Source organism: Pseudomonas sp. B2021 (assembly GCF_018135665.1).
Classification (GTDB): Bacteria; Pseudomonadota; Gammaproteobacteria; order Pseudomonadales; family Pseudomonadaceae; genus Aquipseudomonas; species Aquipseudomonas lactis.
In genome coordinates this window covers 969,668-987,068 of sequence record NZ_SMOF01000001.1, presented here as the reverse complement: position 1 = coordinate 987,068, position 17,401 = coordinate 969,668, and the positions used below count along the sequence as shown (strand labels likewise).

Sequence of the window (17,401 nt, the reverse complement as noted above, 5' to 3'; positions counted from 1 at the left end):
GACACCTCGGTACATCAGGTACACCGAGGTGATGCCATCGCAGGCAAGCCAGCTCCCACAGTTGATCTTCGTGGCTTTGCGCCTCTGTCAGAGCTGGCGCCCGACAATCGGTTGGCCAATGGCCAGGAAATTCCCACCCGCCACATGGTGCAACGTGCGCAGTTCATCATGCCCTTCAAAATGCCAGTGGCCATCACTGAATACCCGCTCATCAGCATAAGCCGCGACCACTTCGCCCAGGAACAGGTCATAGGTCTGCTGATTATGCGGCTCGGGCAGCAAGCGGCATTCCAGCCAGGCCACGCAGCCTTCCAGCATCGGCGCCTCGGTGTGCTCACCGCTGAAAGTGTGCAGGCCATAGGCTGCGAATTTGTCGGTTTCAACGCCGCGGGTATTGCCCACCGTCTGCACCAGATCAGCCTGCGCAACACAAGGCACCTGCAGCACAAAAGTGCCGGCGCCTTCCAGTAGTTGGCGGGTCCAGGTGGCCTTGTCGAGCACCACCGCGACTTTCGGTGGTTCGAAATCCAGCGGCATGGCCCAGGCAGCGGCCATGATATTGCGCTGGCCGTTGTGGGCTGCACTCACCAACACGGTCGGCCCGTGGTTGAGCAAACGGTAAGCCTTGGACAGTGGTACGGGGCGACGGAACGTAGGGCTCATGGTCGATCAGCTCTGCAAGCGAGAAAAGACCTAAGATACCTCAAGCACAAGCCCCACAGGTCAGCTCGACAGCTGATTGGCAAACTGCCCGACCGCACTCACCACTTTTTGCGCACCGTCTTGAATCTCGACGATCACAGTACCCGCCTCGGCCGCCAGGGCCAAGCCCTGCTCGGCTTGCGCCCGCCCGTCGGCCATCAAGGCCACCGCGTCGCGGGCCATGTCCTGGTTCTGGCGCACCACACCGACAATTTCCTCGGTGGCTTTGCTGGTGCGTGACGCCAGTTGCCGTACTTCATCGGCCACCACCGCAAAGCCACGCCCCTGCTCACCGGCACGCGCCGCTTCGATGGCGGCGTTGAGCGCCAGCAGGTTGGTTTGCTCGGCAATGCCGCTGATGGTCTTGACGATGCTGCCGATCACTTGGGACTGGGCATTCAACGCCTCGATGCCTTCACCGGCCTGTTGCATGTGCTGGGCCAGGTCGCGCATCACGTCCACGGCCTGGGTGACCACGGTGGTGCCGCGCTGGGCGCTGTCGTCGGTTTGCAAAGAGGTGCTGTAGGCAATATTGGCGGCCTCGGCCACCGCCTGCTCGCGGTTGACCTGCTCGGTAATGACCGTGGCGAACTTGACCACTTTGTACAGTCGCTCATTGGCATCCACCACCGGGTTGTAGGTGGCCTCCAGCCACACCAGGCGGCCGTGGCTGTCCACTCGTTTGAAGCGCGCGGCGACGAACTCACCGGCGTTCAGGCGCTTCCAGAACTGCTGGTATTCGGCACTGTTATATTCCTGCGGTTCACAGAACATACGGTGATGCTTGCCTTCGATCTGCGCCAGGCTGTATCCCATGGCGCCGAGGAAGCGGTCATTGGCGGTGAGCACATGCCCTTCCAGGTCGAACTCGATCAACGCGGTGGAACGCATCAACGCAGTGATGAGGTTTTCATGTTCACGCGAACTCTCGATGGTGCGGGTAAGGTCGCTGGAGAACATCGAAAACTGCTTGATGCGCCCTTCAGAGCTGCGCACCGGCTGCACGATTGAGCGCAACCAGGCCTCTTTGCCATTGCCACGCATCAGGCGCACGGCGCCGGCAAAGTGTTCGCCGCGGGCCAGCGCGTGCTTGAAGCGCAGCTGGAACGGGTCCTGGCGCACATGGGCTGGCACCAGGTCTTCGATCGCGCGCCCGACAATTTCACTCAACGAATAAGCCAATTCCTGCAGGAAGTTGGCATTGGCCCACTCCACACGGCCTTCAGGGTCCAGTGTCAGGCAGAGCATTTCGTTTTCCAGGCTCTCTTTCACCTGGAGCAAGCTCGACAATTCTTCGCGCAGAGCGGTCAGCTCCTGCTTCAGGCCGGTATTGAACATGGGGCACCGTTAGGCAAGTGAGGTGGGTGTTCTAACTTGCATCGGCGCTGCCGGGGTTTTCTGAAGAGCGCTTGAGCCCTGGGCCGAACTATATTTTCAACCGCCATTGTTACGGCATACGCCCATGACCTGATATTCCAGGGTATTGAGCTTGCCGCTGGAGTCTTCATAGGTCATGCGCGACGGCACGACGTTGCACGAGCGGATCGGCGGCGTCACGTTGACGACCTTGGCAATGTCCAGGTCCATGCCATAGCGGTAAGCCTGGACCTCGGGCACCGGCTTGCCTTTTTTGATCGCGTAGGCGGCCATGGCTTTCTCATTGCGCTCCATCATCAGGGCAAAGGTGCGATCCCCGCCCCCTTCGGCCAGCGCGCCAAATGACAACACAGCCGTTAATACAGCCACACCTACTTTATAAAAGTTCATTGCGGTTTCCTCGACTGAAAAGTTCAGTGTCGAGATTAACCAACCCACCCTGACGCCAGGTTCACCAGAACATTACTTATTTGTTAGATGGCCGTTAGTTTCCAGAATTGTAATCTTCGCGCCATGCAGCTGTTATCCGTCGTTTGCAACTATCAGCCAGGGCCAGATCAATAAGAACGCCCGCCTCTATAAGAAGCTGATAACTGCCATCACCGAGGAGCGCATCATGAGCATTCGTCATTACACCCTTCCCTTTTCACTGATGGCTGCACTGCCCATGGCCGCCATGGCGGTGGAGGACAAGCCCGAGGGTTTTATCGAGGGCAGTCGCATCAACGTGCTGGCACGCAATTTCTACTTCAACCGCGATGACCGCAAAGGCCAGTCCAGCCCCACTGGCAATGGTTACTCAGAAGCCTGGGCCCAGGGCTTTATTGGCAAATTCGAATCCGGTTTTACCCAGGGCACCGTGGGTTTTGGTCTGGACGCGTTCGCCATGTACGGCCTTACGCTTGACTCGGGCAGCGGCCGCAGCGGCGGCAAAGGCTCGTTCGGCGTGCTCCCGGTGAACAGCGACAACCAGCCGGAAAACAGCTACAGCAAAATCGGCGGCGCGGCAAAACTGCGCGTGCTGGACACGGTGATCAAGGCCGGCGACGTGTTCCCACTCACCCCGGTGGTGGCCTACGGCGACTCTCGCCTGTTGCCCGAGAGCTTTCGCGGCGTCACCCTGCAAAACACCAGCCTGGAAGGCTTGAGCCTGCAAGGCGGGCGCCTGAGCGGCATGAGCCAGCCCAGTGAAAGCGGCATGAACAAAGGCTTTGCCACCTTCTATGCAGGCAAGGTCGACTCGCCCTGGATCGCCTACTTCGGCGGTGACTATCAGCTCAACAGCCACCTGGGCTTTAGCCTGTACAGCAGCCGCTTGAAGGACGCCTGGGACCAGTACTACTTCGGCAGCAATGCCAATTACGCATTGACCGACGACATGTCATTGTTCGGCGACTTCAACTACTACAAGGCCGTGGACGAAGGCCAGAAACGGCTCGGCGAGTTCGACAACAACATCTGGAGCGCCAGGCTCGGGGTCAAGGTCGGTGCCCACAGCCTGGCCGTGTCCCACCAACGTAACAACGGCGACGATGATTTCGACTACCTGCGCCAGTCAGACTCGATCTTCCTCAATAACTCGATCCAGTACAGCGACTTCAACGCGCCCAAGGAGCGCTCATGGATGGTGCGCTACGACCTGGACATGCAGGCGTTCGGCATTCCCGGCCTGTCGTTCATGACCCGCTACGGCAAAGGCACCGGCGCCGACTACAGCAACGCCAATGCCGTGTATATGCGCCGCGATGCAGCGGGCAACCCCTTGACCGATCAACGCCGTTGGGAACGGGATATCGAGGCCAAGTACGTGGTGCAAAGTGGGCGTTTGAAGGATTTGTCCCTACGCGTGCGCCAGGCCACCGTGCGCTCCAGTGCGTTCGAGTCAGACCTGGAAGAAGTTCGTCTGATTGCCGAATACCCCTTGGTCGTGTTGTAGCCCTTACATTCGCTCGCGATTAACTAACATCTGTTCACAAATAGCCGGTTATCAGAATTGTAATATTGGCCTCAGCTTCTCGTTAAGTGGAACTTTCTATACTCGCTTCAACTTATTCACCCGAGCACATTCATCTCTGAAGCTTTTGTGTAGCTCCTTTGGAAAGAGATGAATTTTTAACGCCCCGCTTGGGGCGTTTTTTTTGCCTGCTGCTCCATGCGGCCGATGGTCGCAGTTGACCCTGAAGTTACTTTAGCCTTCAGACTTTTCCTACTCCGATAACCGCCGCCATAGGGACATGGGCGCCTTCTCTCCCCTAATTCAAGAGGTAACCCCCCCATGCGTATTCTTGTGGTTGAAGACGAGCAGAAAACCGCCGACTACCTGCAACAGGGCCTGAACGAAAGTGGCTACGTGGTCGACTGCGCCGCCAATGGCATCGACGGCCTGCACCTGGCCGGGCAACACGCCTATGAACTGGTGATTCTGGACGTCAACCTGCCGGGCAAGGATGGCTGGCAAGTACTGGAAGAATTGCGCCGCAATGGTACCCAGCGCGTGATGATGCTCACCGCCCGTGGCCGGCTGGCTGACAAGATCAAGGGCCTGGACATGGGCGCCGACGACTACCTGGTCAAGCCGTTCGAGTTTCCCGAACTGCTGGCACGGGTGCGCACCCTGATGCGCCGCAGCGAGCACATTCCACAGCCGGAAGTGTTCCGCGTCTCGGACCTGGAACTGGACCCGCGTCGCCACCGCGCTTATCGCGGCGCCCGGCGCATCGACCTGACCACCAAGGAGTTCGCCCTGCTGCAAGTACTGATGCGCCAGGCCGGCGAAGTGCTGACCCGCACGCAGATTATTTCCCTGGTGTGGGACATGAATTTCGACTGCGACACCAATGTGGTGGAAGTCTCCATCAGCCGCCTGCGCGCCAAGGTGGATGACCAGAGCGAGGTCAAGCTGATCCACACCATTCGTGGCGTGGGCTACGTGCTGGAAGCACGCCCATGAAGACCGGCAGCCTGTCGATGCGCTTGGGCCTGACGGTCAGCCTGATGGGCGCGGGCCTGGTGCTGCTGCTGGCAACCCTGGCCTACCTGGCCCTCACCCATGAGCTGGAAAAACTCGCGCGCAAGAACCTGGAAAGCAAGATGGAACAGATCCAGCACAGCCTGGCCCTGGGCCTGGATGCCCACGGTATTCGCGCTCGCCCACACTCACTGATGGACCTGGTGATGGGCCACGACAACTTCCACCTGACCATTGTCGGCACCGCGCCCGATAACAGCGTGCTGCTGAACGTCGGCAGCAAGCCCCAGGAACCGCTGCTCACTGACTTCAAACCACGGGAAACCCTTGGTTACCTCAATTGGGTCGACAGCTACGGCAACCAGATACTCAGTGCCTCCAGCTTGATGCGCCTGGCCAACGGTGAACGTGTGCGGGTGCTGCTGTCCCTGGACCGCATGGACGATCAGGCGTTGCTCAGTGCCTACCTGCGCGCCACGCTGATTGCGCTGCCGCTGCTGTTGATACTGATTGGCATGGGTGCCTGGTGGCTGGTGCAACGTGGCCTGGCGCCGTTGAAGCAGTTCAGCCAGGTGGCGGCGAAAGTCACCACCCAAGACCTCACCCATCGCTTGTCCGTAGACAACCTGCCCCACGAACTGGGTGAACTGGCCCACGGCATCAACGTGATGCTCGACCGCCTGGATGCCGGGGTGCAGCAACTCTCGCAGTTCTCCGACGACTTGGCCCACGAACTGCGCGCGCCGCTGACCAACCTGATGGGCAAGGCCCAGTTGACCCTGTCGCGCCAACGCCCACCGCAGGAATACAAGGCGGTGCTGGAGTCCAGCACCGAAGAGCTCGAACGCCTGGCGCGGATTGTCAGCGACATGCTGTTTCTGGCGCAGGTCAGCCACCCGGCGGCGCGGGCCTCATTCACCGAGGTGTCCCTGGCGCAGGAAGCCCAGCGCGTGATGGAGTTGTTTGCCCTGAGTGCCGAAGACAAACACGTCACCCTGAGCCTGCGTGGCGATGCCTGGGTGACGGGCGACCGCCTGATGATCCAGCGGGCGATTTCCAACTTGCTCTCCAATGCCATTCGCCACACACCCGAGGCCTCTACCGTGTTGCTGTTGGTGGAGACCTACGAGCAGAGCGTATCGCTGTCGGTGGGCAACCCAGGGCGTGGCATTGAAGCGCACCACCTGCCGCACCTGTTCGAACGCTTCTACCGCGCCGACAGCAGCCGTACCCGTGCAGAGGGCGGCACCGGGCTGGGACTGGCCATTGTGAAATCGATCATGCATTTGCATCAGGGGCATGCTCATGTCACCAGCCAGGCTGGACGTTTTACGCGGTTCAGCCTTGTGTTTCCTTCGAAGCCAGCCTAGGCCCAATGTAGGAGCGAGCTTGCTCGCTCCTACAGAGGGTAAGCCCGCACATTGCGGCGTTTTCACGGTTGTCAGGCGGTCTCTTCATCGCGGCGATGAGCCCACTGGTACAACGCCGGCAGCACCAGCAAGGTCAGCAAGGTCGAAGAAATAATCCCGCCAATCACCACCGTCGCCAACGGGCGCTGCACTTCGGCGCCGGTGCCGGTGGCGAGGGCCATGGGGATAAAGCCCAGGGACGCCACCAGCGCCGTCATCAGCACCGGGCGCAGGCGGGTCAACGCGCCTTCGTGGATCGCCACCGATAATGAGCGGCCTTCCTCGCGCAGGTTTCGGATGAAGGCAATCATCACCAGGCCATTAAGCACCGCCACGCCCGACAAGGCGATAAAGCCCACCCCCGCTGAAATCGACAACGGAATATCGCGCAGCCACAGGGCCATGATCCCGCCGGTGAGCGCGAAGGGGATGCCGGTAAACACCAGCAGGCCGTCCTTGAGGTTGTTGAACATCATGAACAGCAACCCGAACACCAACAGCAAGGCCACCGGCACCACGATGCGCAAGCGTTCAGAAGCCTCCTTCAACTGTTCGAACTGGCCGCCCCAGGTGGTCCAGTAACCGGCAGGGACCTTCACCTGGGTGGTGATGGCGGCTTCGGCCTCCTCGACAAACGAGCCAATATCGCGCCCACGCACGTTGGCGCTGACGATCACCAGGCGCTTGCCGTTCTCGCGGCTGATCTGGTTGGGGCCCAGCACCAGGTCGAGGCTGGCAACCTGGGACAAGGCGATAAAGCCCAACTGCCCCGAGGTACTACTCGCCAGCGCCGGCACCGGGATCAACAGCCGTGACAAGCCGTCGATATCGGTGCGCAACGTGTCGGACAAGCGCACCACCATGTCAAAACGCCGATCGCCCTCGTACAACGTACCGGCCTGGCGCCCACCGACCGCGACGGCGATGGTGTCCTGCACATCACCCACATTCAGGCCAAAGCGAGCGGCCTTGTCGCGGTCGATATTGATGGTCAGCACCGGCAGGCCGGAGGTCTGTTCCACCTTCACTTCCGAGGCGCCGTTGAGCTTTTGCAAGGTCTCGGCGATTTCCCCGGCAGTCTGGTTGAGCACCGCCATATCGTCGCCAAACACCTTCACCGCCACGTCGCTGCGCACCCCGGAAATCAGCTCGTTGAAGCGCAACTGGATCGGCTGCGACAGCTCATACACGCTGCCCGGCACAATCGCGCTGGCCCGTTGGATATCGGCGATGATTGCCTCGCGGGACTTCTTCGGGTTCGGCCATTGGTCCTTGGGTTTGAGCATCACGTAGCTGTCGGAGATATTCGGCGGCATCGGGTCGGAGGCAATTTCCGCCGTACCGGTGCGCGCAAACACCCGCTCGATTTCCGGCACTTGGGCCAGCAAGGTTTTTTCCAGTTGCTGCTGCATCTGTACCGATTGCGTCAGGCTGGTGCCGGGCACACGCAGCGCCTGTTGGGCAAAGTCGCCTTCGCTAAGGCTGGGGATAAACTCACTGCCCATGCGGCTGGCAACCAGGCCCGAGACGACGATGGTCAAAGCGGCCAAGCCGAACACCAGGGGCCGACGCACCATCACCCAGTTGAGCACCGGGTCATACACCCGGCGCGCACTGCGCATCACAATGTTTTCTTCTTCCTTGACCTTGCCGGTGACGAACAACGCAATCGCCGCCGGTACGAAGGTCACCGACAAAATCATCGCGCCGAGCAAGGCAATCACCACCGTGAAAGCCATGGGGTGGAACATCTTCCCGGCCACGCCCGTGAGAGCGAAGATCGGCAGGTACACCACCATGATGATCAACTGCCCGAAGATCAGCGCGCGTCGCGCCTCCTTGGCCGCGGCGAACACTTCGTGCAGGCGTTCACTGCGGGTCAGCAACCGGCCATGACGGTGTTGCGCGTGGGCCAGACGGCGGATGGCGTTCTCGACGATCACCACCGCGCCATCAACGATGATGCCGAAGTCCAGCGCGCCCAGGCTCATCAGGTTGGCGCTGACTTTGTTGGTGAACATGCCGGTGAAGGTGAACAGCATCGCCAGCGGAATCACCATCGCCGTGATCAGCGCCGCACGGATGTTGCCCAAAAACAGGAACAACACCGCCACCACCAGCAACGCACCTTCGAAGAGGTTTTTCTTCACCGTGGCGATGGCTTTTTCCACCAGGTTGGTGCGGTCGTAGACGGTGACGGCCACCACACCTTCGGGCAGCGAGCGGTTGATCTCCTCAAGCTTTTTCGCCACCGCCTGGGACACACTGCGGCTGTTCTCACCGATCAACATGAACACCGTGCCCAGCACCACTTCACGGCCATTTTCGGTGGCGGCGCCGGTGCGCAGCTCGCGGCCAATGTCGACCTGGGCCACATTGCGCACGCGGATCGGCGTGCCGTCCGAGGTGGTGATGACAATGTTGGCGATGTCGTCGATAGACGCCACCTGGCCCGGCGCGCGGATCAACAACTGTTCGCCGCTGCGCTCGATGTAGCCGGCGCCGACGTTGGCGTTGTTACGCTCCAGCGCGGTGACCAGATCGTTGAGGGTCAGGTTGTAAGCGGCCAGGCGCTTGGGGTCTGGCGCAATCTGGTATTCCTTGGCGAAGCCGCCGATGGTATTGATCTCGGCCACGCCTGGCACGTTGCGCAATTGCGGCTTGATGATCCAATCCTGGATCACCCGCAGGTCGGTGGGAGTGTAGGGCGTGCCGTCCTCTTTGCGCACACCGTCCTCGGCTTCGACGGTCCACAGGAAAATTTCCCCAAGGCCGGTGGAAATCGGCCCCATCGCGGTTTCGATGCCGTCGGGCAATTGCTCGCGCGCCACTTGCAGACGCTCGTTGACCAGTTGGCGGGCAAAGAACAGGTCGGTGCCGTCCTTGAAAATCACCGTGACCTGGGACAAACCGGAACGCGACAGCGAACGCGTCTGCTGCAGGCCCGGCAGGCCGGCCATGGCCGTCTCGATGGGAAAGGTAATGCGCTGCTCGGTTTCCAGCGGCGAAAAACCGGCAGCCGCCGAGTTGATCTGCACCTGTACGTTGGTGATGTCAGGTACCGCGTCGATGGGCAGTTTCTGATAGCTGGCGATGCCGAGACCGGCCATCAACAGCACCGCCAGCAACACGATGATGCGCTGCTCGATGGCGAATTGGATAAGGCGCTCAAACATGGGGAATCACTCGCAGGATCAATGGGCGTGTTCGGCCGAGCCTTTGCCCAGTTCGGACTTGAGGATGAAGCTGCCAGCCGTCGCCACCTGCGCGCCGGCCTCCAGACCTTTGCGCACTTCGACGTAGCCGTTTTCACTGACGCCCAGTTCAAGATGGCGGGTGATAAAGCCGTCCGCCGTGCGCACAAACACCGAGGGTTTGTCCTCGACGGTCTGGATAGCGGTTTGCGGTACGGTCACCTTGGCCTGGTAGGTATCGGTGGCCACTTGCACGGCCACGAACAAGCCCGGGCGCCAGGCGTCGTCGGGGTTGGGGACCGTCACGCGCACGGTGGCGGTGCGTGTCTGTTCGCCGAGCAAGTTGCCGACATAGGCCACCGTGCCCAGCACTTCGGTGCCCATTTCCGTCGAGCTGACTTTCACCGGCTTGCCCACGCGAACTTTGTTCAAGTCCTTGGGAAACACGCCGAAGGTGACCCACACCTGGGACAGGTCCGAGAGGGTGAAGGCATTGCTGGTTTCACTGACCACCTCGCCCACCCCCAGGTGTTTTTCCACCACCACACCGGCGAAGGGCGCACGCAGTTCATAACGATTGCCGCCGGCCAATACCGCGCTGCCGCTGAGCGCAGTCATTTTTTGCCGCGCATTGTTCAGGGCGATTTCGGCTTCTTGCAGGGTCTGCCGCGCCAGCAGGTAATCCTGCTCGGCAGAGATTTTGTCCTGCCACAACTGACGCTCGCGCTGGAAGGTGGTGCGCGCCAGTTCGACCCGGCGTTCGCTGGCCGCCAATTCGCTGCGCTGGTCGGAAATCTGCTGGCTGGCGATCACCGCCAACAGTTCGCCCTTCATCACCGACTGGCCCAGGTTGACCTTCACCGCCTCCACCACGCCCGCTGCGCGGGGCACGATGTGGGAGGTGCGGTCTTCATCAAAACGCACCTCGCCCGGCAGCGTCAGCACGGTGCTGATGGCGCGCGGTTGCGCCTGGGCCAATTGGATGCCGGCGGCTTGAATCTGCTGCTCGGTGAGTTCGAGCTTGCCCTCTTCTTCCTCGGCGTGGGCGAAGCCCGATAGCATCAGGCCCAGGGCGACGGCGAGCGCCATGCCATGTGTTTTGTTCATCAGGAGACTCCAGGAAAAATCAAAAGCGGGCGAGGTCGCCGTAAATGCGTTCGATGCGAACCCAGGCCTCGGTGGCCTGGGCGGTGGCTGCGAGGTATTGGGTGCGGGCCGCGATCAAAGTGCGCTGAGCGTCGAGCACGTCGAGGAAGTTGAACTTGCCCATCTCGAAGCCGCGGGTGGCGCTGTCTACCGCACTTTGTGCGGCGGGCAGGATCTGCTGGTTGAACGCACGCACTTCGGTGTTCGCGGTTTGCCACAGGTCCAGGGCCTGGCGGGTTTCGGTACGCAGGCGCAACTCGGCGGCGTTGCGCAAGTCACGGGCCTGGTCGGCGCGTCGAGTGGCCGCGAGGATGTTGCCCTGGTTGCGGTTGAACAGCGGAATGGGCATCGACACGCCCACCAGGTTCACCCGTTCGCGCACACTGGCGTCGTATTGGCTGCCGATGGACACATCCAGGTCCGGAATGCGCTGGGCTTTTTCCAGGCCCACGCTGGCTTCGTTCTGCACAATGTTGAGTTCGGCCAGGCGCAGTTCCGCAGTCTGTTCAAGACGAGCCAGCAATGGCGCGGCGGCGGGTAACGCCGGCACGGAAGTGCTTGGCGTAGCGACGGCCTGGAAGTCGGTGGCGGCGCTGCCGGTGCTGCTGGCGAGGCGACGGTAGGCGTCAGTGAGGCCGATCTGGGCGCGGTTCAACTCCAGGCGAATTTCGGACACTTGCACCTGGGCGCGAGTGGCTTCCACGGGTGACGACTTGCCAGCGGTGACGCGCCCGTTGGCGACCACCAGGCCGCGTTCGGCAAGCGTCATGGAGCGTTGCGCCAGGTCAAGGCGTTCCTGGGCGCGCAAGGCGCCGTAGTAGCTGTCGATGACCTCGGCGCGCAGCTGGTTGCGACGCTGCTCCAGGGTCAGCGCGGCGGCATCCTGGGCACGGCTGGCCACTTCGATACGCGCACCGCGCTTGCCGCCCAGTTCCAGGGTCTGGCTGAGCTTGATGCTGGTGGTGCGGCTGCGGCGGCGGGTGTCTTCGGCGTCCCAGGAGGCCACCGGATTGGGGATCAAGCCGGCCTGCTGGCGACCGCCCTGGGCGATGTCAATTTCCCATTGTGCGGCCGCCAGGTCCGGGTTGTTGGCGAAGGCGGTTTGCAAGGCTGCATCGAGGGTGAGAGGTTGTGCCTGGGCGGCGTTTGCGGATATCCACAATGCCAATGCCGCCGCCCCCAACAGTGTTCTAACGGAAATTGCCATAACGAGAGTTCCACGCCCATGAAGTCGCTGAGATTTCCCAGCGGGGGCAATGTAGCTTTCGGTACTTATCAGGGCCGTGGGCGAAAGATTACAAATCCGTTAGCCAGGTTCAGGCATGCACTTCGTCGTGATCGTCATGTTGAAAACCCTCGCCCTCGACCTGGATCGTGGCGTGGGAAATATCGAATTGTTCGTGCAGTAACTCCGTCACTCGGCTGAGGATCTGTTGCTCAGTGCCCTGGGACGCATCCGCGACCAGATGCGTACTCAGCACGTTCTTGCCACTGGTGAGGGCCCAGACGTGCAGGTCGTGCACGTCCTTGACCCCAGGCACACTGCGAATGCCCTGCTCCACCTGCTCGATATCCACGCCCTCCGGCACTCCTTGCAACAGGATATTCATGCTCGCCTTGAGCAACGTCCAGGTGCGCGGCAATACCCAAAAGCCGATGGCGGCCGCGACCACGGAGTCAACCCAACCCCAGCCGGTGAACATGATCACCAGCGCGGCAATGATCACGCCGACGGAGCCCAGCATGTCGCTCCAGACTTCCAGGTAGGCTCCCTTGACGTTAAGGCTCTCGCCACTGGCAGCGCTGAGCAGACGCATGGAGATCAGGTTGACCACCAGCCCCAGCAGCGCAATCACCAGCATGCCGGTGGACTGGATTTCGGCGGGCGCCTGCAGCCTCTGGTAAGCCTCGTACAAGATGTAGAACGCCACGGCGAACAACAGCAATGCGTTGAAGGCGGCCGCCAGGATCTCGAAGCGCGCATAACCGAAGGTACGCTTGCGATCTGCCGGGCGCTTGGCGACTTGGATCGCCACCAGGGAAATCGCCAGGGCAAGGGCGTCGGTCATCATGTGCGCCGCGTCCGACAACAGCGCCAGGCTGCCGGTGATAAAAGCGCCGATGACTTCGGCCAGCATGAAGCTGCCGGTCAGCCCCAGCGCGATCCATAACTTGCGTTCGTGGCCGGCGCGTACTTGGGCGTGGCTGTGTCCTGCGCTCATGAAATGTCCTCGTGGGTTGGGGTGGGGCGGATCATAGAGCTATAGGCCAGATCCACGGGCATGGTTTGCAAAATTGTCATCTGAGCGCCAGAGGGTCGTTAGCTTCGGGCGCACCAAAATCGTTCATGCACGCGTTGGGGGAGCTATATCAGGCGTGGCGTTGTTGATCTGGGCACCTTGCCGTCCTCGTGCCTACCGTCAGGAGAAGGGTCTTTAACCTCACTCGTAATACACCGTCTTGCCTCAGCGAGCGAATAATGGCATATAGTCATCATGCAAATTATTGTGTCTTAAATATTACTCACAGGGAGCGTGAAGGTGATCACCTACAACGACGCGATGCAATCAGTCCCCTTGGGCCAAAAACCCTCGGTATTACTCGCAAACGGTTTTTCTCAAGCGTGGAACCACCAGATCTTCAACTATAAGTACCTGCTTCAAGCTGCTAATTTCGGAGATCGAGAGCTTCAACTTAAAGAACTTTTTAAACAACTCAACACTTATGACTTTGAAAAAGTCATGAAGCGACTGGTTTCCACGCAGCTTGTACTAGAAATTTACGAAGCGAACCCACAACTCATAGAAACTGTAAAGCGAGATCAAGAAGTACTGAAGTCAGCACTTATAAATGCCATCTCCCACACTCATCCTCCACTACCCAGCAATATTTCTGACGAACAATACACCACTGCACGAAAGTTTCTATGTTCATTCAACCAAATATTCACACTGAATTATGACCTATTGCTTTACTGGGCAAAAAATAAAAACAACCTACCTCCAGAGCGCTACTCCACTGATGACGGCTTCAGATACCCAACATCCTGGGTAGGGCATGGCACTAACCAGGAGGTCCACTTTCTTCATGGGGGACTGCACATTTATGACACTGTATCCGGTATAAAAAAACATAAATGTACGGAAGATGGAGTCCCCATAATTGATCAAGTCAGAGAAAACTTAGAGCACGGGAAATTCCCCCTGTTTGTTGCGGAGCCGACCCATGCAAAAAAACGCGCACGGATAGAGCACAACCCCTACTTAAATTATTGCCTACGGAAGCTTAGAAACTTAAACGGCACACTCTTTATCTATGGCCATTCTATAGCAGACAACGACAGCCATATATTTGAAGAAATAAAGGAAGCTCAAGTGGAGAAAATTTTCATTAGTATCTACGGAAAAGCTGACAGCAAAGAAAATCAGCAGACAATGATGAGAGCAAAAAATCAATTTTTCGGATTTGATATCGAATTTTTCCAGGCCGAAACAACACCAATCTGGAGCCCGCAACAAGCTAAAATTCCGTAAGCAAAAGATTAAAAACTATCTCCCCCTCCTATTAGCAAAAATCTGGCTATGGGAGGGAGAGGTTGAGTATTGACACTCAGAAAAAAATTAGTAGTTCGCGTAGCCTAAATTACGATAGACGATCGTGGTTCCCACCCCCACCGCCCCCATCACCACGCAATACCCCACGCAGATCCACGGGCTGGTCGGCATCAGCGCGATCAACAACAACGGCGTAGTACTTGCCCACAGCGCATAGGCGATGTTGTAGGTGAAGGAAATCCCCGACACCCGTACCTGCGCCGGAAACAGCCCGACCATCACCGACGGCACCGCGCCCACCACGCCGCAGCTCAGGCCCGCCACGGCGTACGCCGCGCCGAGCCACACGCCGCCAGCGATCAGGCTGGCGTACAGCAGCGCAATGCCCACCGGCAGCAACAGGCTGTAGACCAATACCGCGCGCCACGCGCCGATGCGGTCCACCAGCAGGCCGGCGAGGACGCAGCCGATATTCAGGAAGACGATGCCCAGGGCGCTCAGGGCGAAGGTGTGGCTGGGGCTCATGCCGAAGGTCTGCTGCATCATGGTCGGGGTGATGACCACCAGCACCACCACGGCAGACGTCAGCACGCAGGTGAGGATCATCGCCGGCAGCAGCACGGCGCGATGGTCGCGCAGCACGGTGCGCAAGGGCATTTCGGCGGCGGCTTGGCGACGCGCCTGCATTTCCAGAAACACCGGAGTCTCGCTGAGCCAGCGGCGCAGCCATACGCCGATCACTCCGAATACGCCGCCGAGCAGGAAGGGAAAGCGCCAGGCATAGTCGAGGATTTCGGCGGGGGTGAAGACCTGCGCGAGCAAGGTGGCGGTCAGCGCCCCCAGCAGGTAACCGAAAGTCAGGCCGGCCTGCAAAAAACCCAGGGCATAGCCACGATGGTGACGCGGTGCGTGCTCGGCGACGAAAGTCCAGGCGCTGGGCACTTCGCCGCCCACCGCTGCGCCTTGCAGCACGCGCAGCGCCAGCAGGATCAACGGGGCGAAATAGCCGATTTGCGCGTAGGTCGGCATGATACCGATCAGCAGGCAGGGCAAGGCCATCATGAGGATGCTCAGGCTGAAGACGCGCTTGCGCCCCAGGTGGTCGGCAAAGTGCGCCATCAGGATGCCGCCCAGTGGACGGGCGAGGTAACCGGTGACGAAGATGCCAAAGCTTTGCAGCAGGCGCAGCCACTCGGGCATTTCTGGGGGGAAGAACAGTTGGCTGAGGGTCAGCGCAAAGAACACGAAGATAATGAAGTCGTAGATTTCCAGGGCTCCACCCAAGGCGGCCAGGCCCAGGGTTTTGTAGTCGGAGCGGGAAAAACGCTGCGCCCGTGGGGAAAAGGTGGCAGTCATGTGCAGGCTCGGCAGGCAAACAAAATGGCGTGCAGGTTATGAGCTGAGCCCATCGATGGCAATCGCGACGGATATATTTGTTTTCCTCATTGATCGTTGAAGATAACTACATTCCCAAATCAATAGACGTAGAGGAACATGCCGTAAAACTGCCAAACCCCATAATAACTACAAGAGGAAAGACTCGTGGCCGATGCTATCGAAGACAGCCGCTATGCCCGATTTGCCCTGCGTTGCTCCAACTTCGCCGAGCGCTGGTTTCCTGACTCCTGGGTGTTTGCCGCCCTCGCCGTGATCATCGTCGCCGTGGCGACCCTGGGCATGGGCGCCGCACCGGCCGAAGCGGCCAAGGCATTTGGCGATGGGTTCTGGAGCCTGATCCCGTTCACCATGCAGATGGCCTTTGTGGTGATCGGCGGTTACGTGGTCGCCAGTTCACCGCCCGCAGTGAAGTTGATCGACCGCCTGGCGCGCATTCCCAAGAATGGCCGTTCGGCGGTGGCCTGGGTGGCGTTGATTTCCATGGTGGCTTCATTGCTTAACTGGGGCCTGTCCCTGGTGTTCGGCGGTTTGCTGGTGCGGGCATTGGCCCGGCGCACGGATTTGCGCATGGACTACCGCGCCGCTGGCGCTGCAGCGTACCTGGGCCTGGGGGCCGTATGGGCGCTGGGGCTGTCGTCGTCGGCCGCGCAGTTGCAGGCCAACCCGGCCAGCTTGCCGCCGTCGATCCTGTCGATCACTGGGATGATCCCGTTCACCGAGACCATTTTTTTGTGGCAGTCCGGCGTGCTGTTGCTGGCGCTGATCGTGGTGTCGCTGATCATCGCCTACGCCACCGCGCCTGGCCCCAACAGCGCCCGGGATGCCAAGGCCTGCGGCATTGACCCGGCCTTCAACCTGCCCAAGCCGCAGGCGCCGACCCGCCCAGGCGAATGGCTGGAACACAGCCCGTTGCTGACCATTCTGCTGGCGTTGCTGGCGGCCGGTTGGCTGTTCCATGAGTTCTCGACCAAGCCGGCGATCAGCGCCATCTCGGGGCTCAATACCTATAACTTCCTGTTCATCATGGTGGGCGCGCTGCTGCACTGGCGCCCGCGCAGCTTCCTCGATGCCGTGGCCCGTGCGGTGCCGACCACCACCGGCGTGCTGATCCAGTTTCCGCTGTACGGCTCGATTGCCGCACTGATGACCGTGGTCAAGGGTGGCGACGGCCAGACTCTGGCGCACCATATCTCGACGTTCTTCACCTCCATCGCCTCCCACGACACCTACGCCCTGCTGATGGGCGTTTACTCGGCAGTGCTGGGATTCTTCATCCCCTCCGGTGGCGGCAAGTGGATCATCGAAGCCCCGTATGTGATGCAAGTGGCCAATGACCTGCAGTACCATTTGGGCTGGGCGGTGCAGATCTACAACGCCGCCGAGGCGCTGCCGAACTTGATCAACCCGTTTTATATGTTGCCGTTGCTGGGTGTGCTGGGCCTGAAGGCGCGGGATCTGATCGGGTTTTCGTTTGTGCAGTTGCTGGTGCACACGCCGCTGGTGTTGTTTTTGCTGTGGGCGTTGGGGACGACGTTGAAGTATCTGCCGCCAGTCATGCCATAACGCGGTCGGTGTGGGAGCGGGGTTGCTCGCGAATGCGGTGGATCGTTAATGAATTCGTTGACTGACAACCCGCATTCGCGAGCAAGCCCC

General features: G+C 60.1%; 13 protein-coding genes. 5 read left to right on the top strand and 8 right to left on the bottom strand.

Annotation, left to right across the window (positions count from 1 at the left end):
- Window positions 1-87: 87 nt before the first annotated feature.
- The 3 genes from E1K68_RS04295 to E1K68_RS04285 form a co-directional block, all read right to left on the bottom strand.
- A complete protein-coding gene (locus E1K68_RS04295; RefSeq protein WP_212613822.1) occupies window positions 88-663 on the bottom strand; it encodes a flavin reductase family protein in 576 nt (191 codons plus the stop codon).
- Between the two features lie 60 nt (window positions 664-723).
- Window positions 724-2,040 (bottom strand): PAS domain-containing methyl-accepting chemotaxis protein, encoded by a 1,317-nt coding sequence (locus tag E1K68_RS04290; protein ID WP_057710678.1) that lies wholly within the window; start codon window positions 2,038-2,040, stop codon window positions 724-726.
- 96 nt (window positions 2,041-2,136) lie between these two features.
- A complete protein-coding gene (locus E1K68_RS04285) occupies window positions 2,137-2,469 on the bottom strand; it encodes a DUF2790 domain-containing protein (protein WP_003188305.1) in 333 nt (110 codons plus the stop codon).
- Window positions 2,470-2,695: 226 nt separating this feature from the next.
- Between E1K68_RS04285 and E1K68_RS04280 the strand changes: the two genes are divergently transcribed.
- From E1K68_RS04280 to E1K68_RS04270, 3 genes are all read left to right on the top strand, one after another.
- Window positions 2,696-4,015: an OprD family porin gene (locus tag E1K68_RS04280; RefSeq protein ID WP_057710677.1), complete on the top strand. Its 1,320-nt coding sequence runs from the start codon at window positions 2,696-2,698 to the stop codon at window positions 4,013-4,015.
- Between the two features lie 339 nt (window positions 4,016-4,354).
- Complete coding sequence (locus E1K68_RS04275; RefSeq protein ID WP_003188303.1) at window positions 4,355-5,029, top strand: heavy metal response regulator transcription factor; 675 nt, start codon at window positions 4,355-4,357, stop codon at window positions 5,027-5,029.
- Entirely contained in the window at window positions 5,026-6,417 is a 1,392-nt protein-coding gene (locus E1K68_RS04270; protein ID WP_212613821.1) for a heavy metal sensor histidine kinase, read from the top strand. Before E1K68_RS04275 ends, E1K68_RS04270 begins: the two co-directional genes overlap by 4 nt.
- A gap of 71 nt (window positions 6,418-6,488) precedes the next feature.
- Here E1K68_RS04270 and E1K68_RS04265 read toward each other — a convergent pair whose 3' ends face one another.
- The 4 genes from E1K68_RS04265 to E1K68_RS04250 form a co-directional block, all read right to left on the bottom strand.
- Window positions 6,489-9,632, bottom strand: coding sequence for a CusA/CzcA family heavy metal efflux RND transporter (locus E1K68_RS04265; RefSeq protein WP_212613820.1), 3,144 nt, complete (start codon window positions 9,630-9,632; stop codon window positions 6,489-6,491).
- 18 nt (window positions 9,633-9,650) lie between these two features.
- Complete coding sequence (locus E1K68_RS04260) at window positions 9,651-10,757, bottom strand: efflux RND transporter periplasmic adaptor subunit (protein WP_034134437.1); 1,107 nt, start codon at window positions 10,755-10,757, stop codon at window positions 9,651-9,653.
- 19 nt (window positions 10,758-10,776) lie between these two features.
- Window positions 10,777-12,003, bottom strand: a complete 1,227-nt coding sequence (locus E1K68_RS04255; protein ID WP_034134438.1) for a TolC family protein — start codon at window positions 12,001-12,003, stop codon at window positions 10,777-10,779.
- A gap of 109 nt (window positions 12,004-12,112) precedes the next feature.
- A complete protein-coding gene (locus E1K68_RS04250) occupies window positions 12,113-13,018 on the bottom strand; it encodes a cation diffusion facilitator family transporter (RefSeq protein WP_094775317.1) in 906 nt (301 codons plus the stop codon).
- Window positions 13,019-13,336: 318 nt separating this feature from the next.
- On the opposite strand from E1K68_RS04250, the gene E1K68_RS04245 reads away from it, so the two are divergent.
- On the top strand, window positions 13,337-14,329 hold the full coding sequence (locus E1K68_RS04245; RefSeq protein WP_212613819.1) for a DUF4917 family protein: 993 nt from the start codon (window positions 13,337-13,339) through the stop codon (window positions 14,327-14,329).
- Between the two features lie 87 nt (window positions 14,330-14,416).
- Here E1K68_RS04245 and E1K68_RS04240 read toward each other — a convergent pair whose 3' ends face one another.
- Complete coding sequence (locus tag E1K68_RS04240) at window positions 14,417-15,706, bottom strand: MFS transporter (protein ID WP_212613818.1); 1,290 nt, start codon at window positions 15,704-15,706, stop codon at window positions 14,417-14,419.
- A 186-nt stretch (window positions 15,707-15,892) separates the two neighbouring features.
- Here E1K68_RS04240 and E1K68_RS04235 point away from each other — a divergent pair, with 186 nt between their 5' ends.
- Complete coding sequence (locus tag E1K68_RS04235) at window positions 15,893-17,311, top strand: TIGR00366 family protein (RefSeq protein WP_003188294.1); 1,419 nt, start codon at window positions 15,893-15,895, stop codon at window positions 17,309-17,311.
- The last annotated feature ends 90 nt before the right edge of the window (window positions 17,312-17,401 follow it).